A 22,425-nucleotide genomic window follows, 5' to 3' on the forward strand; every position below is an offset into this window, starting at 1 on the left:
GCCCTGCTGCCCACGCCGAGCCACCGCGATCGTGCAGGCGATCCTCGTCCTGCACCACACCGAATCCAACCGCTACACAGGATGAAAAGGGCTCACTGAGGTCCACGCGATCCTGCGCCAGCCCCACCTGCGCCAGGACCCGCTCGTCGAGCAAGCGATGGGCATCCAGGCACTGCGGCTGCTCGCCACGCTCACTACGGAGTGCGCAAGCATCGACCATCTATCAGCAGCCGTCGAGACGGCGTTCCAAAAGCACCCGGACTACGACATCATCACCAGCTTCCCTGGCATCGCAGCCCAGGCCGGCGCCCGGCTACTGGGTGAGATCGGCGATGACCGCACCCGCTTCTTCGATGCGCGATCGTTGAAGGCTTTCGCTGGCGCGGCCCCGGTGACGCGTGCGTCCGGCCGCAGTCTCGTCGTCTCGCAACGCCGGATCAAGAACGACCGACTTGCCGCGGTCGGGCTTCACCTGGGGGCTGTCAGCGCTCAACCAGTCACCCGGCGCGCGAGCCCACTACGACCGACGCCGCACCGCCGGCGACGGTCACGCCGCCGCCTTCCGTCACCTGTTCAACCGCTTCCTCGGCTGCCTCCATCACTGCCTGAGAACACGGCAGCACTACCGAGAAACGACGGCCTTCCCAATGCCGGTCGAAGTCGCTGTCGCTGCTTGACAGCTACGCCCATCGGATGTCTTGTGGTGCCCGGCGGGGTGATCCGCGCTTGACCGACGGTAAAGCAGCGCTACCCAGCTCCAACTTGACTGATCTTGGTCCCCAGAACGGCGAACGGCGAAAGGGCCGACCCGATTTCCGGATCAGCCCTCTGACCTGCGTCGGGACGGCCGGATTCGAACCGACGACCCATTGACCCCCAGTTTGCAACGATTCTGTCACGCCATGCCGGAACAGCTTGATACATCCGCGTACCCGGACAGAACGACATCACGCATCACGTCCCAATGCCCTCTCATGTCGGCCACTCCTCCCCCGGCGGGCCGTCGCCGTTACCGGGTCCGTTACGGCGAACGGTCAAGGACCCGCCCTGGCACCATGAAGGTCCGGGCGTCGTGCGCCGGATGACACGTCACCCACCGAGGGGTCGCCCAGGGGCGGGACCCCGGCCGGGCAGGCAGCGGTGGCCCCCGAGCGTGGGTAAGTAGTGATGTCGGCAAAACTACTGACGACGCCCCGCACCGGCCGCCGGAAGAATCTCTGCCATCCCGGCGTGGCCCGGGCCTCATCCCACCTCGAAGGGAGGTGACCACATGCCGATCGGACGAGAAGACGACGAGTTCGAGCTCGACGATCTCGACCTCAGCGGCCTGACCGTGACGGTCATGCGCGACACCGTCGCGATCCCCGAGTCCGGGGCGTCTCGGCTCAGCGCGTGTATGGCGTCCTGCTCCTGCTCCATCGTTCCAGACGAGCCGATGCTGTAGCCGCGAACCGTGCTGCCTGAGTGACGAGGCGACTGTCGCCGGGCCCGGCGACAGTCGCCCTTCCAACCCCGGACTCCTTCCGACGACCCCAGCCGTTCCCCAACCGGTGAGGCGAGCAGATGTCGACCAGTTCCTGGCAACTCCGCCCCACCGTGCAGGCAACCCGGATCGACGGCGGGCTGCACCTACGGTCCTGGGACACCAGCCTCACCCTGGACGACGCGCCACAGCTGTGGCGGCTCTGGCAACTGCTCACCCGGCGCCTCGCGTCCGGCCGGACCACAGACGACCTGCGCGACCTGTCGCCACGCCCGCCCGTCGCCCTCGCCCTGTACCGGCTGGCCGACCTGCTCCGGGAACACGACCTGCTGGTCCGGGTGCCGGAGCACTGGGCCAGCACCGGGCGTGCCCATGCCCCCGCCGACGCCTGCGGACCGGCCCCGGTGCCTCCCCCCGCCGTCGCCACCTGGCTGGCCTCGGTCGCCACCGACCCCGCCGCGTCCTGGACCGGCATCGGCCGGGAATCGGTGACCGTCACGGGATCGGGCCCCGCTGCCACCGCCGCGATCGAGGCGTTGACCACCGCCGGAGCCCGGGTCCGGCGGGCCGCGACCCGCACCGACCCACCGCGCGACGCCGGGCGCGTCACCCTCGCCGTCGGCGACGGGCGTGCCGTGGTGACCGGGGCCAGCGCCACGGTCGGCTACGTCACCCCCGTCGGCCCGGGCACGCATCTGCGGGCCCAGTCCGGCCTGATCGCCAAGCGGCTCGGACTCGGCAGCGCGGCGACGGCCCCTGGCGACCCGGTTTCCGTGGTGGCCGGCGCCTGCGCCGCGCACCGGCTCCTCGGCGCGCTCGCCGAGCTGACCGACCCGGCCGCGCCGACGGCGCTCGTCGTGCGGAGCGACCCGCTGCGCGCCACCGCCCACCCGTGGCCGCCCGGCGTACGGTCACCGGCGGTCGACGCCCCCGACCGTCGGGACGACACCGTCCACGCGGGCCTACCCACCTCCCTCACGGACCCGGAACTCGGTGTGTTGCCGCCGGTGGAGCTCGACGATCTGCCACAACTGCCGGTGGGACTGGCCCGGTGCCGGGTCGGCGGTGTTCCCGGCCCGGCCGGTGGGACGCTCGTCACCGGGCACGGTCCGGACACCTCCACGGCGAGGTTGCACGCCACGCTGGCAGCGGTGGAGCTGCTCAGCGTGTCCACCGGAGGGGCCGCCGTGCTGGCCTGCGGGGTGGACCGCAGCCATGCCGAGGGAGTGCTGCTGCGCCGCCTCGCCCGCCGGTCGGTGGCCTCGGCCGGTGTCACGTCAGGCGAGGCTGTCCCCCCGTCGGCGTTCGACGCGCCGGCAGCCCGCCGCTGGTGGCGTACGCTGACCCGCCGCCTCGGCGTCCCGGCGACCGTTCACGTCCGCCGGCTCGCCCCCGGGGCGCAGCTGGCCGTCGTGCGCGGCCCGGGCACGACGGACCCCGATGGGTGGATGGAGCTCGGCTGGGCGATCGAGGCTACGGCCCACGACGCGGTCGCCTTCGCCGCTCTCGCCGCGGTCGCCACGGTCCGCTGGCGTGCACACCGGCCCGGTCCGCCGTACTCGCATGGCCCCTGCGGAGCGTCGCCACGGGTGAGCCGCTCGGCCGCGCCCCTGCCCGACGGGTCCGAACGGGAGGCCGCCCTCCGGCGGTCACTGCGGACCCTCGTCGGCGCCCCCGCGGAGCCGATCGTGGTGACGCCGCCAGCTCCGCTGGCCGCCGCCCTGCGTACGGTCGGGCTCGTCGTCCTGCGGGCCGGCGATGACCGGTGACCCTCGGTTGCCCGGGGACGATCGGGACGGTCCCCGGCAGCCGGACCCCGACCTGGCCGGCCAGCTCGCCGAGGCGCTGAGGGGGGCGGGGTCGCCGTACCCGGTGCTGGCCGAGGACTACGGGTGGGCCGGCTCCGGCCCGGCGGTGGTGGTGTCGACCCGGTGGAGTCCGGCGCTGCTGAGCCGGCTGGTCGACCGGGGTACCGGGGCCGGCGGCACCGTCCTGCCCGTCCGGTTCGACGGCGGTACGGCGCTGGTGGGTCCGCTGGTCGGCGCCGACAGTGCCACCTGCCTGCGCTGCCTGGAGGCCGCCAGGCTGGCGGCGCCGGGCGGCCGGACACCGCACGGTGATTCCGAGCTGCGGCTCGGCGGTCGGCCGGCGCCGGCCCTGCTGCCCGTGCTCGCCGCGGTGGTCCGGTCGGCGTTGGCCGGGCCGCAGTCCGCCGCCGCGCGGCTCTGGGTCGTCCGGCCCGACGGGAGCGTGTCCGCCCATCCGGTGGCGCCGGTGGGGGTTCGCTGCGAAGGATGCCTCAGCCGGCAGCCCCCGGCTCCACCTGGGACGCCGCTTGCCGGCAGCGGTCAGCCGCCGGCCGACCCGGTGCGGCTGCGCCGGCCGAACCCGGCGACCGACCTGGCGGGACTTCGCCGGGCGCTGCTGGAGCCGCGGCTGGGTCACGTCGTCCAGCTGCACCGGCACGAGGGGTACGGGCTGCCGGTCACCACGGCGGTGGTCGCCGGTCCGGCGGTCACCGTGGCGGGCTTCGGCCGGGCGACGACCGCCGCGGAGGCTGACCGGTTGGCGCTCTTCGAAGCGGTGGAACGGCTGGCCGGGTACGCCCCCCACGGGCCCGCCGCCCGGCACTGGGCGTCCTTCGCGGAGCTGGGACCGGAGCGCGCCGTCGATCCCGCGGCCCTCGGTCTGCCCGACCTGCCCAGCGCCCACCACATCCCGTACGCCCCCGACGTGCCGACGTGGTGGGTGCCGGGGTGGTCGCCCAGTCGTGCGACGTCCGTGGCGGTGCCGGAGCACGCGGCGTACTGGGGTGACCTCGGGCAGCGCCCGTCGGTGACCTTCCTGTCGGAGTCCTCCAACGGCTGCGGTCTCGGCAACAGCCTGGAGGAGGCGGCCCTGCACGGCCTGTTCGAGGTGATCGAACGGGACGCCTTCCTGATGGCCTGGTACGCCCGTACCCCGCTGGTGGAGGTCGCGCTCCCCGACGAACTCGACCTGGTCGGGCACCTCGCCGACAATCTGGACCTGCTCGACTACGACCTACGGTTGTTCGACGCGACCACCGACCTGGCCGTGCCGGCGGTCGTCGCGCTGGCGCACCACCGGATGCCCGCCGCGGGGGCGCCGACGGCGTTCTTCGCGGCCGGCGCCCACCTGGATCCCCTCACGGCGATCCACTCAGCCGTGGTGGAGCTGGTCGTCAACCTCCACGAGGTGCGCGACACGTGGCAGGGGGATTCGGCGCGGGCGGACCGCGACCGGCTACTGCCGATGCTCGACGATGCCGCGTTGGTCCGCCGGATGGACGACCACATGATGCTGCACTGCCTGCCGGAAGCACGGCCGCGCTACGAGTTCCTGCTCGGGGCCGGGCGGACCCGGGCCTGGCGGGAGGTGTGGCAGGGACTGCCCCGTCCCGTCGAGGACCTCGCGGCCCTGTTCGGCGCGCTCTGCGCGGACCTGCACCACCGGGCCGGGGTGGAACCGATCGTCGTCGACCAGAGCATCCCCGAGCTGCGGCAGGCCCTCGGGTTGCATGCTGCCAAGGTCGTCGTCCCCGGCACCCTGCCGATGACGTTCGGTCACCTGAACCGGCGGACGCGGGGGCTGCCCCGGCTGCTGACTGTGCCGGCGGCGCTGGGCCGCCTGCCCGGGCGGCCCCGCTACGAGGACCTGGCGCTGCATCCGCATCCCTTCCCGTGACCGTCCCCTCCCGGGCCCGGCCAGGGGGTCGGGCCCGACGTGCGGGCCCGACCGCCAGGGGTCACCCGACGGGCCGACCGACCGGGAGCAGGTAGGCGAGAACCTCGTCGACCCCGTCGAGGAGGAGCAGTTCGTGGGCGATGTCGTCGTAGAACCCACCGACCATGCCCAGTCCGAGTCCCGTCGCCGCCGCCGTGAGGGCCAGGTTCTGGGCCAGGTGACCGGCCTCGAGTAGGCCGAAGCGCAGCGCCCGGAGGCCGTAGGCGGCGCGCAGCACGGGCAGGTCGACGTAGACCCCGAGCAGCGCCGGCAGCGCCGACAGATCGATCCGTTCCTGGCTGGCCGGGGTGTCCGCCGGCTGCGTCGCCGGGCCGGCCTTGAACCACATCGACGCGGTGGCCAGCTCGGCGTCGGTGGGCACCGGGCCGGTGGGCAGCAGGAGCCGGGCCTCGGCGTCCACGTCGTACTGGTGGGCCGGGACGCCGGCCACGTCCCGGGCCAGCACGCGCAGCCGGACCGCGTACTTGGCGCCGGCGCTCGGGTAGGGCCGGCGGACCCCGGGCCTGCCGGCCCGATCACCCGCCCCGCTGGCGGTCCACAGCAGAGTGGCCAGTTGCGCGGCGTCCATCGGGCCGCAGAGCGGCCCGCGTCCGCTGGCCCGCGCGGTGAGCGCGTCGCCGAGCGCGGCCGTCACGGGCGCGGCGGGGGGAAGGGCCAGGGGCGGACCGGACCGTCGCCGGTCGCCGTGCCGCGTCTGGTCCGACGTCCTCGGCCGCTGCCACTCGATGCGGCCCGGGGCATAGCTGCTGGCCGCCAAGTAACGCCGGTCGGGGCTGGCGGTGCCGTCGGCGAAGAAGTCGGTGGGGCCGTCCGGCGCCAGCAAGGCGGCGGCGAGGAAGTGGTAGAGGGAGCGTTCCTCGTCGGGCAGGATGCCCAACCGGTTGAGCAGCATGTGCAGTTGGGACGCCCACACCCCGGCCCACTGGTCGCCGCCGCCGGCAGAGCTCTCCAGCTGGGCGCGGGCGGCGCGCACCTGGGCGGCCCACCGGTCCCGGATCCGGGAGCCGTCCGCCGCGGAGGCGGTGATCTCGTGCCAGCGCCGTACCACCGAGCGGGCCTGCGTGGTGGCTGCGGCGAGCGCCGGCCCCTGCACGTTGCCCGGGGTCAGCGTGGTGCTCTCCGGGTGCCACCGCCAGGCGGTCGCGCTGCGGCGCAGCCATCGGGCCGCGGCGAGCATGTCCAGGTCGAGGGCGATCAGGGTGGCGAGGACCAGGTCGGTAGCCGCCACCATCCGCTGGCCGGGTCCCGGGGTACACGCGACCACCTCGGCGGCGATCCGGCTGGAGGTGCCGAACAGCGTCTCCGCCACCGGCAGCGCGGCCGGGCCGCCATACCGCTCGGTCTCCGGCTCGTAGTCGACCTGCCGGGCCTGTGCGTGCCCCGGCCACCCCGGACGGCTGGCGGTGCTGAGGTCGAGCAGCGGATGGTCGGCGGCCCGGGCCGCGGCCACCAACTGCTCCTGCCACCGGCGGTGCTCGTGCGCCTCGGCGCCCCGGGCCCGCACCCTCAGGTGTGGACCGTCGTCGAAGTAGCGGATGAAGAACCAGTCGGTGATCGTCCCGTCCCGACGCAGTCCCTCCATGAGCGGTGTGAGTGTGCCGGTGATGAAGTCATCGACGTGTTCCGCACTCCAGTGCAGATAGCAGTGCAGGCTGTGGAAGGAGCCCCGCCCAGGGTGGACGGGGGCGGCGGTCACGGGCATGGGAACTCCTCCGGACAGGTCGGAAGCCGGCGCGGCCGGACCCGGTCGAACAGGTCCGGCCAGGTAAGTCCGCAGCCGTTGGAACTCTCCAGCAGGAACTGGGGGGAGTCGTCTCGCTCGAGTCGGATCGGGTGCCCCCAGGACCAGGTTCCGGCCGGGACGGGCTCACCGCGGCGGCCGGATCGGTGCGCCAGCCGGCGCAGCAGGACGTGGATCCCGGCGTCGACGGGGCTGGCGTGCACGACCGGCCGCAGCCGCAGGGCGGGCGCGGTGGCACCGGCGGCGGGCACGGACACCGCGGCCGTCACCGGGTCACCTCCGACGCGCGCAGGTGCCCGCGCATCGCGTCCTGCCAGGTCACTCCGGTGAGCCGCTGAACGGCCTCGCTGAACAGGTAGGCGGCGAGGTAGCGCTCGGAGGGGGTGATGTCGCAGATCGCCAGGAGCAGGTACAGCACGTTGGTGCCGAACCGGTACGGGCCGAAGTCGTCGCGGACCGCCGCCTTGGACAGGAAGTCCATCCGGTTGAGCCCACGGTGGTAGGGGCTGAACTCGGTCCGCACGGTGACATCCCACTGCCGCTCGGTGGCGGGGTCGCCCAGGGCGCGGGCCCGGCGGGCGTACTGGTCGCCGGGTACCACTGGTATGTCACCTCGGTCATGGGCCGCCCGGGTGATCCGCCACGCGACCTCCTCCCAGCTTCGCCAGGCTTCGGCAACCGGGGTGTGGCCGGTCCGGTCCGGCGCCACCAGTCGCCCGACCTCCTCGACGATCCGGTCGCTCTGCCGCTGCCAGGTCGCGTGGAAGCCGGCCCGGATCCGCCCGTCGGTATCCCGCAGGTGCAGAAAGTCCTCCAGGTGGGACAGGAAGGAGTTGTAGCCGGCGCCGTAGCCGGCCGGGTACGCGGCCGCGTGCACGGCCATGGCGGTGAGGGCGAGCCGGACCCGCCGGGCGGAGGTGTTGCCGTGAGCCACCAGGTCGGCGGCGGTGGTGGCGACCGGGTCGAGGCCGGCGCGCAGCAGTTCCGCGCGGCAGGCCACGGCGGCGTCGGATCCGAGCAGCTCACGGACGTGCCCGTCGGCCGGCGGGCCGACCAGGACGGTGTTGTCGGCCATGATCGGCTCATAGGGGCCGGGCACCAGTTCGGCCCGGCCCGCCGCGACACAGCGGCGCAGCAGCTCGGCGTCGTCGGCGTCGCCCCGGGAGGGGTGGGTGGCCAGGTACGCGCGCAGCGTGGCGGCGAAATCGTCGGCGGCCACGCGTACGGCGGGCTCCGGTCCGGCCACCCGGATCCGCAGGTGCGGCCCGTGCAGCCAGTGCCGTTCGACGTGCAGCCGCAGCTGCGGACCACTCAGCCTGGCGACGGCGGGAAGGACCGCGTGGTACAGCAGCGGGACCTTCTCCGGCTCGTGGTAGTAGCAGACGACGTCGGTGGCGGCCGTCGACCGGTGGTCACCCATCGGCGCCTGCACGGTACAGCTCGATCACGACCTCCGTCGCCGGCTGCCCGGGACGGGGGGCGGGCAGTGCCTCCTCCAGGACGACGCCGTCCGGGTAGCGGGCCAGGGTCCGGGACAGGCAACGCAGGTGTAGCGGGCTTGTGAGGTCGACGTACTGGGAACGGGGCTGTTCCAGGTAGGACATGAACGCCGTCAACCCCTTCGCGCCCTCGACGGCGGCGGCGCCGACGAAGACGTGCTCGGGCAGGCCGAGCAGGTGTCGCCAGCGCACGGCGGTACGTCCCACCTCAGCGGGCCGGGCGTCCAGCTCGGCCCGCCAGGCGGCGACGATGTCCGCGGAGAGCCGCCAGTCCGCCCGGGAGAGGACCACCTCCCGGTACCGCAGCCGGGGCCGGCACCAGACCGGGCCGACCGGGGTGCGGCGGATCTGTCGGGCCGCCATGGCCCCGCCCAGTCCGACCGATCCCGTGCCCACGTCGGTGAGCATGCTGGTCAGGCGCTCCGGCAGCATCAGCGGCACCAGGAACCCGAGATAGACCACGTCCAACGGTTCACCGGTGGCGGTGACCACCAGGCGGACCTGATCGGTGGCGACGTCGTGGACCAGGTGCAGGTCGTCCGGAACCAGGGTTCCGTGGCGGCGGTCGTCGGCGATCTCGTCGCCGACGAGCAGCGGATGCAGGTTGCCATTGAACCCGTTGACTGGGCGGAGCTGGGCCACCCGGGCGCCGAGGTGGCGCCGGAGCTGGGCGGCGACGGCCGTTTCGGCCTCCGGGGGGAGCTGCCGCAGGAAGCGGCTGGTGAACCGGCCCCAGCCGCCGTACACGTGATTGACACAGAACGACGCGCCGTCGTGGCAGGACTGTCCGAAGACCGCGTACGAGCCGGGTCGGCTGGTGAGCCAACGGGGCAGCCTGGGGGCGACGGCGTCGGGCAGCCCGTCGGGGACGGTCAGGTTCCCGTCGTCGTCGGTCGTGACGGCGGCCACCAGGTCGGCCCGTAGCCGGGCCAGTTCGCGCAGCTCGTCACCGGGGGCGAGGTCGAGCGTCGGGTCCAGGGCGCCGTCGGCGCCGACCAGGTGCGTCGCCTGCCAGACCGCACCGTACTCTTCGGCGAACTCCGTCGGCGACTCGCAGCGACCGCCCACGCCGTAGCGGGCGACGAAGCGGTCCCGGGCCAGGCGGCGGACCACCGCGTGCTGGTCGAAAAGTTCGAAGAGCGGGGTCAGCGCGGCGAGGGTGCCCCGGTGGTCCCGGCCGTGGGCCCGGCCCAGGCCCACCGGGCGGACCAGGGTCACGTCCTCGGTGACGGGTTGCGGACGACCCGTGCGGTCCGCGCCGAGCAGGGCGAAGGCCGCGTCCCAGCGGGAGCGTAGCCCGGCCAGGGCCGCCGGCCGTTCGGTCGCGTCGAGACCGGCGAACGCGGTGGTCCTGGCATCGATCTCCCGCAGCAGCACGGCCACGTCGGCCAGGCCGATCCCGGCCAGCCAGTCGGCGACCGCGGCGAGGCCGTCGACGGCCTGCGGGTCCACCGGGTACGCGGGGCGGAGCACGCCCTGTTCGACGAGCGCGTGCAGGTACGCCCGAGCCGCCGCGGACGCCTGCGACGCCGGACGGGGCAGCCGGGTGGCCAGTTCCGTCGCGAGCTGGTGCGGCGTCGCCACCCCGCCGGGCTCCAGCAGATTCAGCAGGTGCCGCAGCGCCCGGGTCAGCGGCAGCGTCAGCGCCTCCTCCCGTTGCACCCCGGGTGGCGCGTCGGGGGCCTGTGTCTGCCGACGCAGCCGGATCGCCGCCCCGTCCACCCACAGGCCGGGCGCCAGCGTGTGGGGCAGATCGCCGCGACGGTCGGGGTGCCGGAGCACAGCGTGGACGAGGGCGGACAGAGTGGCCCGGTCGGCGTTGGCGACCGCCACCACCTCCGGGGAGCCGGTCGGGTCCGGCACCGGCCCGTCCCAGCGGCCCCAGCCCACCCGGGTGAACCAGGACAGCGGCACGGTCCTGGTGGCCGCCCGCATTGCGTACCGGAGCACGGTGGCCTCCGACTTGCGGGCCCGGTCGTCGGGTGCCGGGCCCTGCTCGGCCGTCCGGCGCAGCGCCCGCAGCAGGTCCACGCTGGTCAGCGCGACGGCCCGGGACAGCTCCTCGGCGCGGCACAGCTCGGCCAGGGCAACCCGGTCGGCGGCGAGCGCCGGCGCGAGAAGGGCGTCGAGTTCCGCGGTGTGCCGGTCGATGTCGTCGCGGAGGCCGAGCCAGGACGCCAGGCCGGGCAGGTGGTCGGTCCAGCCGGCCAGCCGGGTACGCGACGCCACCGACGGGCTGCGCCCGTTGTGCACGTCGCGGCGCAGGGCCAGCAGCGCCCGACGCTGGTCGGAAGCGGCCCGGACGACCTGCTCGTGCAGCACGTCGGCGAGCGCCGCGGCGATTCGCTCGGCGCGTGCGGTCAGCTCGAGCAGGCGGGCGGCGACGCCCCGGAACTCCTCGGTCACGGCCGACGGTTCTGGGAGGGTGACACCGGCGACCCGCACTATCGCGTACGGCGCCACGGTGACCTCGGGCGCTCGGGTGACGGGCCCGACCCGGCGTACGCCCAGCGCCGGCGTCCCGCCGACCGTGGTCCCGATCATCCTCTCTCCTCTCCCCGCGACCGCTTCCTGGTGGAGGACGGTGACGGCGTGTCCGCCGACACTCGCAGCCATGGCCGTGGGAGGCGTCCGCACAACTACGGCTCCGGTTACGTACTCGGTGGCAGGTGCCGGCTGCGTAGCCGGTTGCGTACTTCTCCGGATGGAGCCGGGCGGCGGCGGGAGGAAGGTGCGCGGGGCGTTGCACCGCTGATCACCCCGACCGCCGGCGGAGTCGACCCGTCGGGCCACCGGACGGCCCCAACCCCTTCTCGGTGAGCGCGAGATGCCTCAGAACCACATCGACACGGTCTCCATCGACGTCGAGTTCAGCCTGGCTGACCTCGACCTGTCCGAGCTGACCGTCGTCAACGTGCACGACTCGGCGGCCCTGCCGGAGCCCTGCGGACTGCCGCCTGGGATTGCGGCTTCACCGGCCTCGACCAGCTCCGGACGGCGGCGGGCACGCTCGTCGCCCGGCTGAAATCAACGGCCTGCCGTCTTTTCTACCCCAGCGCTAGATCGACGGCAATCCTTCCTCCGCCGGGAAACTACACCTGGACCGATCAACTCGAGATCTGGCCGGATCGAAGAGTGCGGTGGGCTGTTGACTATGAAGCGTCCGCCTTGTGTACTCGACATCCCCAAAGAGGATCTTCCCCCTAAGGATCCCTAATGCCAGGTAAACGGCCTTCTCTGATCACACTGGGGTTGCGGTCGCGCACCCGCACCCACAGCCAGCGGCCGTCCCGCGACACCGTCCGATGACGCCCGGCCCGGCCGACCGGCTCGTACGAACTCGACGGAAATCCGGTCGGACGACCAGTCACCCGCTGCCCCGGACGGAATTCGCCGCACTCCGTCGTCAGCTCGACGACTTGCACGCGGGAACCGGCGCAGCCGTCGCCCTCGCCGGAGAACCGGGAATCGGCAAGACCACGTTGATCTCCGCCCTCGCGGCGCAGGGCAGGGCGCACACCCTCACGGTGGTCGCCGCCACCGGCCGGACGGGCACCGGTCCGCCGGTCGTGGTGGGAGCGGAACCCACCCTTGTCCTGCTCGACGACGTGCACCTGCTCGACACGGCGCACCGGGACCAGATGCAGCTGCTGATCGAACTGACCACCACCGCGCCGGTGCTGCTGGTCCTCGCCTACCGGGACCGACAACTGTCCCGTGGGGCGGCGGCGGTGCTGTCCCGGGCGGCCGCACGCGGCCAGCTCACCCAGCACCGACTAGGTCCACTGGACCTCGGCCAGACCCGCGAGCTGCTCGGTGACCGACCGGACCTGACCCGGCTGCACGCCGAGGGTGACGGCAACCCGCTCTACCTGCAACTGCTGGCCGCCGCAGACGCGGAGGCCATGACCGACGCCCACCTGATCCTGCTCGGCGAGCTGGCCGAACTCGCCGACCGCGAACTGCGGGTCGCCCAGGCGGCCGCCGTGCTGCGTACCCCCGGTTCGGCGGAACTGCTCGCCGCGGTGGCCGGACTGGACGTCACGGAGACACTGTCCGCCCTGGACACCCTCACCGAGCTGGACCTGATGCGCCCGGTGCAGTTGCTGCCGCGCTTCGCGTTCCGGCACGACGTCGTCCGTCGGTTCGTCTACGCGCAGATCGGCCCCAGCCAACGCCTCGCCGCCCACCGGCGCGTGGAGACCGAACTGCTGGCTCGCGGCGCTCCGGTCGCCCAGCGCGCCCACCACATCGCCCGGGCCCTCGACACGGGCCGTCCTGAGCAGTTGCCCGTTCTGATCGACGCGGCGCGGAGCACCATGCACGACGCACCGGCCGATGCCCTGGAGTGGTTGGAGGCCGCGCTGCAACTGCTGCCCGAGGGCGACGACCGCTGGTACGAAGCGCAGGTGCTGGCCCTGCGGGCCCAGTTGTTGCGCGGCGGTCGATGCGACGTGCAGCAACTGGTGCACACCTTCCTACCCCGGGCGATCCGCATACCTGGCGGGGACTTCTCCTCGACCATGGCAGTCGCCGTCCGGGTACGCCGGATCCAGGGCCGGCACGCCGAGGCGTCGGTTCTGATCCGGGAGGGGCTGGCCGCGCTGCGGGGCACCCATCCCTCCACTCCCTCCACGGCGGTGGCCATGCACACGGAACTGGCGGCACTCGCCCTCGACCGGCTCGATCAGGAAGCCGCCCGCCTGAACGCCCGCGAGGCCGCCACCATTGCCCGGCAGCACGGAGACCGGCTCGGGGAGGCGGCCGCCGTCGCCCAGATTGCGATGGCGCACCTGCTCGCCGCGGACAGCGACGCCGCGGACCGGGCCGCCGACATCGCGGCCGATCTGGTGGACACCACGCCGGACAGCAGCGTCGTCACCAACCTGCCGGCCCTCTACCTGGTGGGCTCGACGGAGGACGCCCTGCACCGGTTCACCGAGGCGCAACGGCACCTGTCCCGGGGTGCCGAGGAGGCCCGCCGAACCGGACAACGGTTCATCCTTCCCGCCATCCTGACCTCGCTGGGGGCGGTGGAGTTGCAACGTGGACTACTCGACCGGGCCGGCCGCACCCTGGAGGAAGCTGCGGAACTGCTCGAACCGGAAGGCACGTCGACGGCCCGGGCTTCGGTCGCCGCGCTTCTCGCGCTCGTACGGTACTGGCAGGACTCCGACCGAGAGGCCGCCGCGGTGATCGCCCTGGGTGATCAGGCCCTCGCCCTGATCCGGGACCAGGGGCCGGCCGAGGACGCGATCGTGCCCTGCCTCCTGGCGGACCTGCTGATCAAGGTGGCGGAGCCGGAACGCGGGCGTCGGCTGATGCTCGACGCCCTCGGCGGCCCGGAGATGCCACGGATCGCCCCGCCGAACCGGTCCCGGTGGTACGAGGCGCTGTCCATGGCCGCGCTCCGAATGGGTGACAAGCGTGACGCGAGCCGGTGGGTCGACCTGGCCGAGGCCTCGGTGCGCAACCTCTCCGTCAGCCGTCAGGGCTTCCTGATGCGCGCCCGCATGCGGTTGTACGCCGCACGCGGGGAAACCAGCCCGGCGCTGGCCGACGCAGAGCAGGCAGTCGAATGCTTCGCCGGTCGGGGACTGGACCTGGACCTGTGCCGGACGATGGCGGCGGCGGGAACCGTACTGGTCGACGCCGGCCGCACCGACGATGCCCGCGCCTGGCTCGGACGGGCCGCCGCGCTCGCCGAACAGTGCGGTTCGGCCCGTCTGGTCGATCGGGTTCGCCGACAGCAGAGCCGTCTCGTCCCGGACGCGTCAACCAGGGGTGGCGACCCGCTGGCCGTGCTGACCGAGCGTGAACGGCAGATCGCCGATCTGGTGAGCCGCGGTATGACCAGCGTGGAGGTCGCACACGGGCTCTTCCTGAGCGTCCGTACGGTCGACACCCACCTGGGCCGGATCTACCGCAAGCTCGGCGTGTCGAACCGGGCGAGCCTGGCCCGGGCGATGCTCCGGTCGCACACGACGACGCCGGCCGGGGAACCTCGGTGAGGTGAGCGTAGCGTCGTCGCCGCGCGGCGGGGCCGACGGTGCGCGATTCGCGTCCTACGCGGACCTGAACCGCCACCGTCGGCCGACCCTGTACGAGGGCTGGATGTGCAACCCCGGGGCGGCCCGGTTCTGGATCCTGAATGCGTTGGCCGTGGTGCTGTTTCTGCTCGCCGTGGTCGGCTCGGTCCGTCGCCTGCACCGCCGGTGGCCCCGCTGACTACCTGCTTCTGTGTCATGCCTCTGCGTTGCAGCGGGAGTAGTCCGCTGGGCGTAAACGATCAACGCGAGGAGAACCGTAGGCAGACCACGACCGTGGACGTCCGACCGGCCACGGAACGCGGAGGTGTACATCGTCCGGGCCGACGGGGACGGCGAGTCCCCAGCCGTGCGGTCTCTTTGGGACACGTTCGCGCTGCAAGCGGCGACAGTCAGCAACATCTGCAGCACTTGACGCGAGGTAAAGAAAATGACATGTCGAAGTGCCCGCGAATCAACACGAAGCCGCAGGCCAGAGCGGGTGGAAGGCGAGGAAGGACGCGGCCAGTCCGCAGCTCTGTTACCGCCAACGAAGATCATCCGTTACCGGATGTTACCGCCGTCACCGGAGAAGATCTTCATCTCCCCAGGCCAACCGGTCGGGACGGCCGGATTCGAACCGACGGCCCCTTGACCCCCAGGACGCTTCGCCACACATCCACGCACGTCACGCGCACATCCCCAAGATCAGGCCGCGCAGTCGACGGCATGCCGCCCACCACCGCGCACGACGTGTGGTCCCCACCTGGTCCCCGGACGATGACATGCCTGGCGACCTCAGCACACGGTTTCAACGGCATTCGGTGGCGTACCCGCACGGGCGCTCCATGGCGGGATGTCCCCGAGCGGTACGGCCCGTGGGGGCGGGTATACGACCTGTTCCGACGCTGGCAGCGAGACGGCACCTGGCAGCGGGTCTTCACGCAGCTCCAGTCTTGGGCCGACGCCGAGGGGCTGATCACTTGGGAGATCAACGTTGATTCGACGGTCAACCGCGCCCATCAGCACGCCGCCGGGGCCCGCAAAAGGGGGGATCTGCAGAGGGAACCGCCCGGTGGCATCAAGGACGAGCCGGACGACCACGGACTGGGACGCTCGCGCGGCGGCTTGACCACGAAACTGCACCTCGCCGTTGAGCAGGGCCAAAAGCCGATGTCGATCGTGGTCACTGCCGGGCAGCGTGGTGACTCCCCGCAGTTCGAGCCGGTCCTGGAGGGTATCCGTGTACCCCGCCTGGGACCCGGTCGCCCCAGGACCAGGCCTCGCAGGGTGCGGGCGGACAAGGCGTATGCCTCCCGCAAGAACCGCTCCTACCTGCGCAGACGCGGCATCCGCTGCACCATCCCGGACAAGGCCGACCACGCCCGCAACCGAATGAAGCGCGGCTCGAAGGGCGGTAGGCCGCCGAAGTTCGATGCGGCGGACTACCGCGAGAGGCACGCGGTCGAGTGCGGAATCAATCGACTCAAGCGCCACCGGGCCGTGGCCACGAGGTACGACAAGCTAGCCGTCCGCTACGAAGCAACGGTGCTGGTCGCGATGATCAACGAATGGCTGTGACCGATACCGATGCGACAGCCCTCAGCCTCCCTCACCCCGCCTTTGCCGCACGCAGCGAATAGACCTGCGGGACGCGTTGTCCTGCGGGGAAGCGGAAGTGGCCGCGGTTGTGCTCGCGCAAAAACTCCAGACGGAGGCCGGCACCGGTCAGGGCGCTGACCACTTCGCCGATGCCGTGGGGCCACTCGACCGTCAGCGTTGCGGTGATCAGCGCGTCCGGATCGGCATAGGTTCCGGGCGCATCCACGACGATCGGGTCGCGCTGAAAGTAGTCACCCTCGACGGTGCGGCCGTCGTCGGCGAGGACGTCGGCAAAGGGATGGAACTCGGCCAGGTAGAGGAAGCCCCCTGGGGCGACCAGCGCGGCCGCCGTCCGCGCCCACCGGGCGATGTCCGGAAGCCAGCACAGCGCGCCGAAGCCGGTGTAGACGATGTCGAAGGTCTGCCCGTCGAGCGCTTGGACCGCGTCGTACACGTCGGCAGTCACGAAGCGGGCCGTGGTGGCGCCGATCTGGGCGGCAAGACCGCTGGCCACGTCCACGGCAGGCGCGGAGAAGTCGAGACCGGTGACAGCAGCTCCGCGCCGGGCCCAGGACAGGGTGTCCAGCCCAATATGGCACTGCAGATGAAGCAGGGTCTTGCCACTGACATCACCGACCTCGGCAAGCTCGAAGTCCCGGAGCGTGTCCTTGCCCGCGACGAAGCCGGGAAGGTCGTAGAAGGGGCCGGCAACATGGATCGGGACGCGTTCGTCCCAGTTGGCGCGGTTGGCCGCGCGCCAGTCGGCGGCGCCGGAGGTCGTCGTCATGGTCGGCAACGCTAGTCAAGCGCGCGAATGACGACCAACCTACTTCTGCGCTACAGCACGTGATCAATCCTGTTCGCGATCCACTTCCGAAACACGCCCTAGATCGCCCCACCCGCAACGGTGGGCCAATCACCCTCGCGATCGTCACGGCATCTCCGGGTGTTCCGTCCGGTACGTTGATCGCCGTGAAGCGCGGAACCCTGATGGCCCTGCTGAAAGGGGCGGGCGAGGCGCACGAGGCGTGCCGGACAGCCCTTGGCGCCGGTGCCGGGTTCGACATCCACGATGGGCTCATCCCAGCAAGCCAACTGGCAGCGACATACGGCCTTCGAAACGAGATCACCCAAGAGGCCGGGATACCTACGCTTGGCTTCGCACAAGCTGTCGAGCACCTACGCGAAGCGGGAGACCAGGCGTTACGCCTCGGCAGCGTGCGGGTGCAGGATCCCCCGTACTACTTCCTGCTCTTCCTTTCGGTCGATGCCTCGTCGGTCGTGGCGTGTATCGGAGTATCAACGGCACCACGTCCGCAGAAGGACTGAGTAGGTCCGCCAGGTCCGCCCGCGCCGGCCGATGCCGGCCGGAGGCCGCCAGCAGTCCGAGCGCGGGCGGGAGCGTCGCGCTTGCCGCGGCGCCTGGATTCCCGAATGAGGGCGACTCGTCCGGTGATCATCGTTCGCTCTGAGGGATGCCCGCCATACTGGCGAAATCCCGGCTACCGTCCTGCCGTGAGAGAGCGGAACTGCGGCTCGGCTTGACGCCAGATGCTGATGAACTCCAACCGGGGAACGCTCAACCGCATCCATACGCCCACCGGTGGCGCCCACGGCGGTGGCTCACCCCACTCCAAACGGGGGCGGGTGGTGAAAGTGAACACCACGTCGAGCTCGGTCATCTCCACGTACATGTTCAGGTGGTCGAAGGTGTCGCCAAGGTGCAACGGCCCCCGCTCCCGTATGCCAGGCTGCTCCGCCCAGCTGCACAGGCGGCAGAAATCCATGTAGTGCGGGTGCCAGGCAGTTGTGCTGCCATCCCCGATCGGGACGCCACCCACGTAGAGCTGGAACTCACCGAACCGACCGTCCTGGCTAGTCGGGGCGAACTCCACGCGAAACGCATCGCGGGAACCCGCAGCCGGCACCGGCAGGGCCGAGCCGACATCACCGTCGTTTGCATCCATCTGGGAAACCACCGGGTCGATGCTACGGACGGCATCTCCCGATACCTCGTCACCCACGAGCGCGACCGGCTTCGCCCTGCCAGTCCAACCAGGAGATGCAGCCCGCCGCGCCGGCCGATGCCGGCCGGAGGCCGCCAGCAGGCCGAGTGCGGCGGACGGGCCGCGCTTGCGCGGCCCGTTGATCCAGAAAACGAACAACTCGGCAGATGACTCGGGTAGCCACCCGAAACTTGACCAGGCGGTCAAGCAGCGCTAGGCACGCTCCAACTTGACTGATCTTGGCAACCCGCGTCGCCTGGCGGCAGAAGCGCCGCCCAACGATGCTCGCGACGCCGAGCAGGTCGACCGGGCCGTGGACGGCCGCCACGAGGCGGCGCAGATGCAGGCCGACCTGAACGAGGTGATGATGACGTGGCATTGGTCCTGGCAGCGCGGCTGCCCAGTGGACCAGTCACCGACCACTACCGCTCCTTGAGGCGGCGGTCGACCTCCTCGGCGACCCGCCGGTGCAGCTCGGCCAACCGCTCGTTGGTGTACTTCGTCAGGTCGCCCGGGTCCGTGCCGCCGTTCGCCGCCTGCTCCCGCTGCTTCTGCTGCTCCCGGCGTTGCAGCTCCTGCTCCTCAGGCGAGTCGGGGGCGGCGTACGCGCACCGGACGAGGGTGCCGTCGGCGTTCTTCAGGCAGGTTGCCTCCCGGCCGTTGATCTGGCCCCGGCCCTCCACCCGGTACCGGATGCTCTGCTCACTGCCGAGTGTGGCGGTCCACGTGCTGCCGCCGGTCGGTACCACCTCGAACACCTGGTCGTCGTTCCAGCAGCAGACGTCCCGGTACTCCGCCTTGATCAGGGCGACGATCGTCTGAGGCGACGACCAGGTCGGGCTGAGCCGGTGCACGGTCAGCGGGGCGAGACCGCGGCCGGCGTGCCGGGTCGGCACGGTCGACACCGCCACCACCGAACTGGCCTCGCCCTGCGGGGTGAGCGGGGTGACGTACGCGCTGCGTCCACTGCCGTCGCGGTAGCGGAGGGTGAACTCCGACTCGTTGCCCTCGTTGGCGCCGTCCTCGGAGGCGTCCCAGCCGCTGCGCTCGAACCACCAGTCGACGAAACCGCCGACGGCGGTGGTGCCCTCCCGCTGCCGGGCGGCCAGGCTGATCGGGTAGGACGGTCCGGGCACCTTCGTCGTGTCGTCAGTGATCGTGACCTTTCCGGTTCGGCCGTCGTACTGCGCCACACCGGCCGGCCGTTCGGTCACCACCAGGATTCCGGTCTGCCGTTTCAGCGGCACCACCACGATCGGGTTGTCGCCCTGGCAGTAGACGTACGCGTCGTCGGCGGAGAACCGGGCCCAGCGCCGTTCGGCAGAGATCTTCCGGCCCAGGTTGTGGCTGAACCAGCCGCCGATGCGCGCGTCGGCGGCTGACACGTCGAACTGGCACCGCTGCTGCGCCCGGCTGTTGCCGCCGAGCGGTACCTCCTGCATCAGACCGACCTCGTAACCGGCCAACCAGCCGCGCCGTTCGACCAGGACGGCGAACCGGTCGGAGTCGGGCAGGTAGCTGACGTCGGTGATCTCGCCGGTGACGTCGCCCAGGTTGGGCGCGGCCTGTGCCTTGCCGACCAGGTACGGCGCACGTGCGGCCAGCTCCGGGACCGGATCGCTCACCACCCGCATGGTGGTCCCGTACGCCCGATCCTGGAGGTATTCGCCGTAGACCAGCCAGCACGCCCCAAGGGCCAGTCCGACGGCGGCGCCCAGCCAACCGAGGACGATGGTCCCCCTGGTCAACTCGGGTGTGGTCTTGCGCTCGCGGAACCGGTGGGTGAGCAGTCGCACCAGGGCCGGCGCCCCAGCGAGCAGGGCCAGCAGGGCCGGCGCTACCAGCCAGAGCACGAGTTTGCGCAGCTCCCACACGAGGACGGTGGTGGCGTACGAGGCGTACCAGCCGACCGCACCGAGCAGGATGAGCAGAAAGATCGGCGTACCCATCCGCAGCGCCCGACGCATCGACATCCTCCTACTGACAGGACGAGCCCTCCTGATCCTATTGAGGACGTCAAGACCCTTGGTGCCGTCAGAGCGGCGCGACGACGATCAGCGGATGCGTCGAGGATCCGCGATGGTTGGCGCGGCCGGTGCTGCGTCGGGCCACGCGTCGGAACGGGGTCTTCTCGCGGGTCGGCCGTCCACCGTGAAGTAGTCCTCGCCTCGGATCGGCTCCGTGGCGCGAGGAAGTCGCGGTTGGCGCGGAGCAGCTCCGCCAAAACCGGCGCATCGTCGACCGTGACAAGTCGAGTGGGTTCGCGTCCATGATTCCAGCCAGCCGTGCCCGCCCCTTGACCAGGCGAAGCGCACGACACGGGGCTGACGCGACCGCGACGATCCGCGCCATGACCGGCCGGGGTGGCTTGGCGGACGCCCTGTCGCGGTCAGCGTCGCTCGGTGCGGGCGCGTCCGAGGGCACCCGCCGTGCCCCACCGTCGGGGATGCGGAGCAGGGATACGGGCAGCGGTCGTCAGCCGGGAATGTTCACGAAACAGATCCAAACGTGCGGTGGGCCCAATCGGCGAAGCTGGTCCAACCAACCTCTGGGTGGGCGGCATGCAGCGCGGCGATGTCGACCTGGTAGCCCGGCCCATTCAAGAACGCCCACATCGCGTGCATGTCCGGATTGCCGATATCGGCCAGCCGCACCCTCTCATGGCGCACTTCCCGTCCCAGCGCCGCGCTCAGTGCGGCCGCCATCTGGGCGGGGGTGGGGGCATCGCCGGCCAGCTCGATACGTCGCCCGACATAGGGGGCGGGGTCGAGAAGCACCTGCGCGGCGAAGGCACCGTGGTCAGTGCGGGCAAGCTGCTGCAGCGGCCGATCCGCCGGCAGCGGCAGATCGAGCACCCCACTGCGAATGCGGTCCATCCCGCCGAGGGCGTTGTCGAAGAAGTACGTCGGCCCCAAGATCGTGTAGGGGACGTCGCCAGCAGCCATCTCGGTTTCGATCCGCGCCTTGCTGTCGAAGTGCGGCACACCGCTTCCCTGATCGGCGCCGGCCACCGAACTGAACACCAGGTGCGGCACTCGAGCTTCGCCGGCGGCTGCCAAGATCGCCCGCCCTTGGGCCACTTCGGCATCCACGCCCGCCTCGAATGGAGTCGTGAGCGCGAAGGTGGCCCCCGCGCCCGCCATCGCCGTGGCCAGCGAGCTGGGATCATTCAGCGATCCCGCGACCACCTCGACGCCCCGGTCGGTCAACCGGCGAGCCGCCGCCCGCTTCGGGTCGCGCACCAGCGCTCGCACCCGGGCCCCGCGGCCCAACAACGCCTCGACAACGGCGCTGCCCTGACCGCCGGTCGCCCCAAGCACCAAGATCGGCGCATCGGCCATCGAAGTCACCTCTTCACAGCGAGCGAGCGCGGCGACCGGTCGTCGCCGCGCTCCACGGTATCCTCCCGCCTCGGCCGTCACCCCATCCTCGCGAACGTTCGCGGTGGCCGTCCCACCTAGCCGGCCGATGGTCTGCTCGGGCGCGGTGTAGGAGCAGAAGGCCGGTTCGGGAATGTTCTTGTCGCCGAACCAGAAAGCCCGCGTACCTGGTTACCACACTGGATGATCTCCTCACGCGCCTTGCCGCTCCCCCGCCGCCGCGGCCCTCATGCGGGCCTACTCGACCTCCATGTCGGTGGGCCGAAGCCGTAGTTGGCGTAGTCGGCACGCGTGTCCTCGATCGCGGCATCGAGCTCGGCCGACGGGCCGCCCTCGGCGAGCAGCACCACCAGCGGCTCCCACATCGCGCCGCCGAGATCGGGTACGCCGCGCAGCGCCTCGAGGCAACGGCCCGGCCGGAGCAGGTCGAGCGCGGTGTGGGCGAGCTTGTCGGCCGCACCGACCAGCAGCGCCGCAGCGTGGTCCAACTCCTCGGTCGTCGTCACGGTCGCCGGGTACCTGCCAGGGTCCAGGCGCAGGTGGTAGTAACTGTCCTCCGGGCATTGGCGGGTCTCGACGAACCCGATCCGGTAGGACGTAGCGTTCTTGTCCAACGGGATCGGAGGCTGGCCCCAGCGGGCGGCGCGCCAGTTCAGGTACTCCCACCATGCAACCGGCACCACACCGATGCCCACGTTGACGAAGATCGTGCCGCCGCCGACGCTGCGCATCACACTCCGTCCGACATTGATCTGTGCGACGCCGTCGGTCGTGACGACCGACCAGTTCCCGCGAGTGCCGTGGAAGCCCAGCGGCCGCACAACGGCGCCGATGTCCTTGTTCAGCCGGCTCGTCGTCTGCGCGGGAGTGATCATCCGGTTACCGGAACCGCTCGACGCGCCCGTTGAGACGGCACGCGCCCT

At 71.8% G+C, this 22,425-nt stretch carries 19 protein-coding genes and 2 pseudogenes; 11 read left to right on the forward strand and 10 right to left on the reverse strand.

Annotation, left to right across the window (positions count from 1 at the left end; genetic code table 11):
- From AB0G13_RS24545 to AB0G13_RS24565, 5 genes and pseudogenes are all read left to right on the forward strand, one after another.
- Positions 1-85: pseudogene (locus AB0G13_RS24545) on the forward strand (IS5/IS1182 family transposase); the annotation flags it as partial.
- Positions 86-157: 72 nt separating this feature from the next.
- The gene (locus AB0G13_RS24550) at positions 158-730 is read left to right on the forward strand and encodes a transposase (RefSeq protein WP_357878416.1); all 573 of its coding nucleotides are present in this window, start codon (positions 158-160) and stop codon (positions 728-730) included.
- Between the two features lie 540 nt (positions 731-1,270).
- Positions 1,271-1,444: a thiazolylpeptide-type bacteriocin gene (locus tag AB0G13_RS24555; RefSeq protein ID WP_357878419.1), complete on the forward strand. Its 174-nt coding sequence runs from the start codon at positions 1,271-1,273 to the stop codon at positions 1,442-1,444.
- 119 nt (positions 1,445-1,563) lie between these two features.
- Positions 1,564-3,252: a hypothetical protein gene (locus AB0G13_RS24560; protein WP_357878422.1), complete on the forward strand. Its 1,689-nt coding sequence runs from the start codon at positions 1,564-1,566 to the stop codon at positions 3,250-3,252.
- The gene (locus AB0G13_RS24565; protein ID WP_357878425.1) at positions 3,242-5,188 is read left to right on the forward strand and encodes a TOMM precursor leader peptide-binding protein; all 1,947 of its coding nucleotides are present in this window, start codon (positions 3,242-3,244) and stop codon (positions 5,186-5,188) included. Before AB0G13_RS24560 ends, AB0G13_RS24565 begins: the two co-directional genes overlap by 11 nt.
- Positions 5,189-5,249: 61 nt before the next feature.
- On the opposite strand, the gene AB0G13_RS24570 is transcribed toward AB0G13_RS24565, so the two are convergent.
- The 4 genes from AB0G13_RS24570 to AB0G13_RS24585 are packed head-to-tail and all read right to left on the reverse strand — an operon-like array spanning position 5,250 to position 11,032.
- A complete protein-coding gene (locus tag AB0G13_RS24570; RefSeq protein ID WP_357878428.1) occupies positions 5,250-6,950 on the reverse strand; it encodes a thiopeptide-type bacteriocin biosynthesis protein in 1,701 nt (566 codons plus the stop codon).
- Entirely contained in the window at positions 6,941-7,258 is a 318-nt protein-coding gene (locus AB0G13_RS24575; RefSeq protein WP_357878431.1) for a hypothetical protein, read from the reverse strand. The genes AB0G13_RS24570 and AB0G13_RS24575 overlap by 10 nt, the downstream gene beginning before the upstream one ends.
- Positions 7,255-8,409: a hypothetical protein gene (locus tag AB0G13_RS24580; RefSeq protein WP_357878434.1), complete on the reverse strand. Its 1,155-nt coding sequence runs from the start codon at positions 8,407-8,409 to the stop codon at positions 7,255-7,257. Before AB0G13_RS24580 ends, AB0G13_RS24575 begins: the two co-directional genes overlap by 4 nt.
- On the reverse strand, positions 8,402-11,032 hold the full coding sequence (locus AB0G13_RS24585) for a lantibiotic dehydratase (protein ID WP_357878438.1): 2,631 nt from the start codon (positions 11,030-11,032) through the stop codon (positions 8,402-8,404). The genes AB0G13_RS24580 and AB0G13_RS24585 overlap by 8 nt, the downstream gene beginning before the upstream one ends.
- Positions 11,033-11,315: 283 nt before the next feature.
- On the opposite strand from AB0G13_RS24585, the gene AB0G13_RS24590 reads away from it, so the two are divergent.
- From AB0G13_RS24590 to AB0G13_RS24605, 4 genes are all read left to right on the forward strand, one after another.
- The gene (locus AB0G13_RS24590; protein WP_357878441.1) at positions 11,316-11,513 is read left to right on the forward strand and encodes a hypothetical protein; all 198 of its coding nucleotides are present in this window, start codon (positions 11,316-11,318) and stop codon (positions 11,511-11,513) included.
- Positions 11,514-11,907: 394 nt separating this feature from the next.
- Positions 11,908-14,499 carry a LuxR C-terminal-related transcriptional regulator gene (locus tag AB0G13_RS24595; RefSeq protein ID WP_357878444.1) on the forward strand — a complete coding sequence of 864 codons (2,592 nt, stop codon included), beginning with the start codon at positions 11,908-11,910 and terminating at the stop codon, positions 14,497-14,499.
- 1 nt (position 14,500) lies between these two features.
- A complete protein-coding gene (locus tag AB0G13_RS24600) occupies positions 14,501-14,716 on the forward strand; it encodes a hypothetical protein (RefSeq protein WP_357878447.1) in 216 nt (71 codons plus the stop codon).
- A 578-nt stretch (positions 14,717-15,294) separates the two neighbouring features.
- Positions 15,295-16,095, forward strand: coding sequence for an IS5 family transposase (locus AB0G13_RS24605; protein ID WP_357878450.1), 801 nt, complete (start codon positions 15,295-15,297; stop codon positions 16,093-16,095).
- Between the two features lie 31 nt (positions 16,096-16,126).
- Here the strand turns inward: AB0G13_RS24605 and AB0G13_RS24610 are convergent, their stop codons facing one another.
- Positions 16,127-16,903: a class I SAM-dependent methyltransferase gene (locus AB0G13_RS24610; protein WP_357878453.1), complete on the reverse strand. Its 777-nt coding sequence runs from the start codon at positions 16,901-16,903 to the stop codon at positions 16,127-16,129.
- 59 nt (positions 16,904-16,962) lie between these two features.
- On the opposite strand from AB0G13_RS24610, the gene AB0G13_RS24615 reads away from it, so the two are divergent.
- Positions 16,963-17,445: a hypothetical protein gene (locus AB0G13_RS24615; protein ID WP_357878456.1), complete on the forward strand. Its 483-nt coding sequence runs from the start codon at positions 16,963-16,965 to the stop codon at positions 17,443-17,445.
- Between the two features lie 173 nt (positions 17,446-17,618).
- On the opposite strand, the gene AB0G13_RS24620 is transcribed toward AB0G13_RS24615, so the two are convergent.
- Positions 17,619-18,095, reverse strand: a complete 477-nt coding sequence (locus AB0G13_RS24620) for a hypothetical protein (RefSeq protein ID WP_357878459.1) — start codon at positions 18,093-18,095, stop codon at positions 17,619-17,621.
- Positions 18,096-18,351: 256 nt separating this feature from the next.
- Between AB0G13_RS24620 and AB0G13_RS24625 the strand changes: the two genes are divergently transcribed.
- Complete coding sequence (locus AB0G13_RS24625; protein WP_357878461.1) at positions 18,352-18,558, forward strand: hypothetical protein; 207 nt, start codon at positions 18,352-18,354, stop codon at positions 18,556-18,558.
- Here AB0G13_RS24625 and AB0G13_RS24630 read toward each other — a convergent pair.
- From AB0G13_RS24630 to AB0G13_RS24645, 4 genes and pseudogenes are all read right to left on the reverse strand, one after another.
- The gene (locus AB0G13_RS24630; RefSeq protein WP_357878463.1) at positions 18,545-20,089 is read right to left on the reverse strand and encodes a hypothetical protein; all 1,545 of its coding nucleotides are present in this window, start codon (positions 20,087-20,089) and stop codon (positions 18,545-18,547) included. The two genes, AB0G13_RS24625 and AB0G13_RS24630, sit on opposite strands and share 14 nt — an antisense overlap.
- Before the next feature lie 165 nt (positions 20,090-20,254).
- Positions 20,255-20,346, reverse strand: a pseudogene (locus AB0G13_RS24635) (GNAT family N-acetyltransferase); the annotation flags it as partial.
- 265 nt (positions 20,347-20,611) lie between these two features.
- Entirely contained in the window at positions 20,612-21,463 is an 852-nt protein-coding gene (locus AB0G13_RS24640) for an NmrA/HSCARG family protein (protein ID WP_357878466.1), read from the reverse strand.
- 266 nt (positions 21,464-21,729) lie between these two features.
- Positions 21,730-22,377, reverse strand: coding sequence for a hypothetical protein (locus AB0G13_RS24645; RefSeq protein WP_357878470.1), 648 nt, complete (start codon positions 22,375-22,377; stop codon positions 21,730-21,732).
- Positions 22,378-22,425: the final 48 nt, after the last annotated feature.

The sequence above is a fragment of the Micromonospora sp. NPDC023633 genome (assembly GCF_040640035.1).
GTDB lineage: Bacteria > Actinomycetota > Actinomycetes > Mycobacteriales > Micromonosporaceae > Micromonospora.

Excerpts from the sequence above, each read along its gene's own strand:
- AB0G13_RS24550 (WP_357878416.1), top strand. The coding sequence starts at position 158 with ATGGGCATCCAGGCACTGCGGCTGCTCGCCACGCTCACTACGGAGTGC.
- AB0G13_RS24555 (WP_357878419.1), top strand. The coding sequence starts at position 1,271 with ATGCCGATCGGACGAGAAGACGACGAGTTCGAGCTCGACGATCTCGAC.
- AB0G13_RS24560 (WP_357878422.1), top strand. The coding sequence starts at position 1,564 with ATGTCGACCAGTTCCTGGCAACTCCGCCCCACCGTGCAGGCAACCCGG.
- AB0G13_RS24565 (WP_357878425.1), top strand. The coding sequence starts at position 3,242 with ATGACCGGTGACCCTCGGTTGCCCGGGGACGATCGGGACGGTCCCCGG.
- AB0G13_RS24570 (WP_357878428.1), bottom strand. The coding sequence starts at position 6,950 with ATGCCCGTGACCGCCGCCCCCGTCCACCCTGGGCGGGGCTCCTTCCAC.
- AB0G13_RS24580 (WP_357878434.1), bottom strand. The coding sequence starts at position 8,409 with ATGGGTGACCACCGGTCGACGGCCGCCACCGACGTCGTCTGCTACTAC.
- AB0G13_RS24585 (WP_357878438.1), bottom strand. The coding sequence starts at position 11,032 with ATGATCGGGACCACGGTCGGCGGGACGCCGGCGCTGGGCGTACGCCGG.
- AB0G13_RS24590 (WP_357878441.1), top strand. The coding sequence starts at position 11,316 with ATGCCTCAGAACCACATCGACACGGTCTCCATCGACGTCGAGTTCAGC.
- AB0G13_RS24605 (WP_357878450.1), top strand. The coding sequence starts at position 15,295 with ATGACATGCCTGGCGACCTCAGCACACGGTTTCAACGGCATTCGGTGG.
- AB0G13_RS24610 (WP_357878453.1), bottom strand. The coding sequence starts at position 16,903 with ATGACGACGACCTCCGGCGCCGCCGACTGGCGCGCGGCCAACCGCGCC.
- AB0G13_RS24630 (WP_357878463.1), bottom strand. The coding sequence starts at position 20,089 with ATGCGTCGGGCGCTGCGGATGGGTACGCCGATCTTTCTGCTCATCCTG.
- AB0G13_RS24640 (WP_357878466.1), bottom strand. The coding sequence starts at position 21,463 with ATGGCCGATGCGCCGATCTTGGTGCTTGGGGCGACCGGCGGTCAGGGC.
- AB0G13_RS24645 (WP_357878470.1), bottom strand. The coding sequence starts at position 22,377 with ATGATCACTCCCGCGCAGACGACGAGCCGGCTGAACAAGGACATCGGC.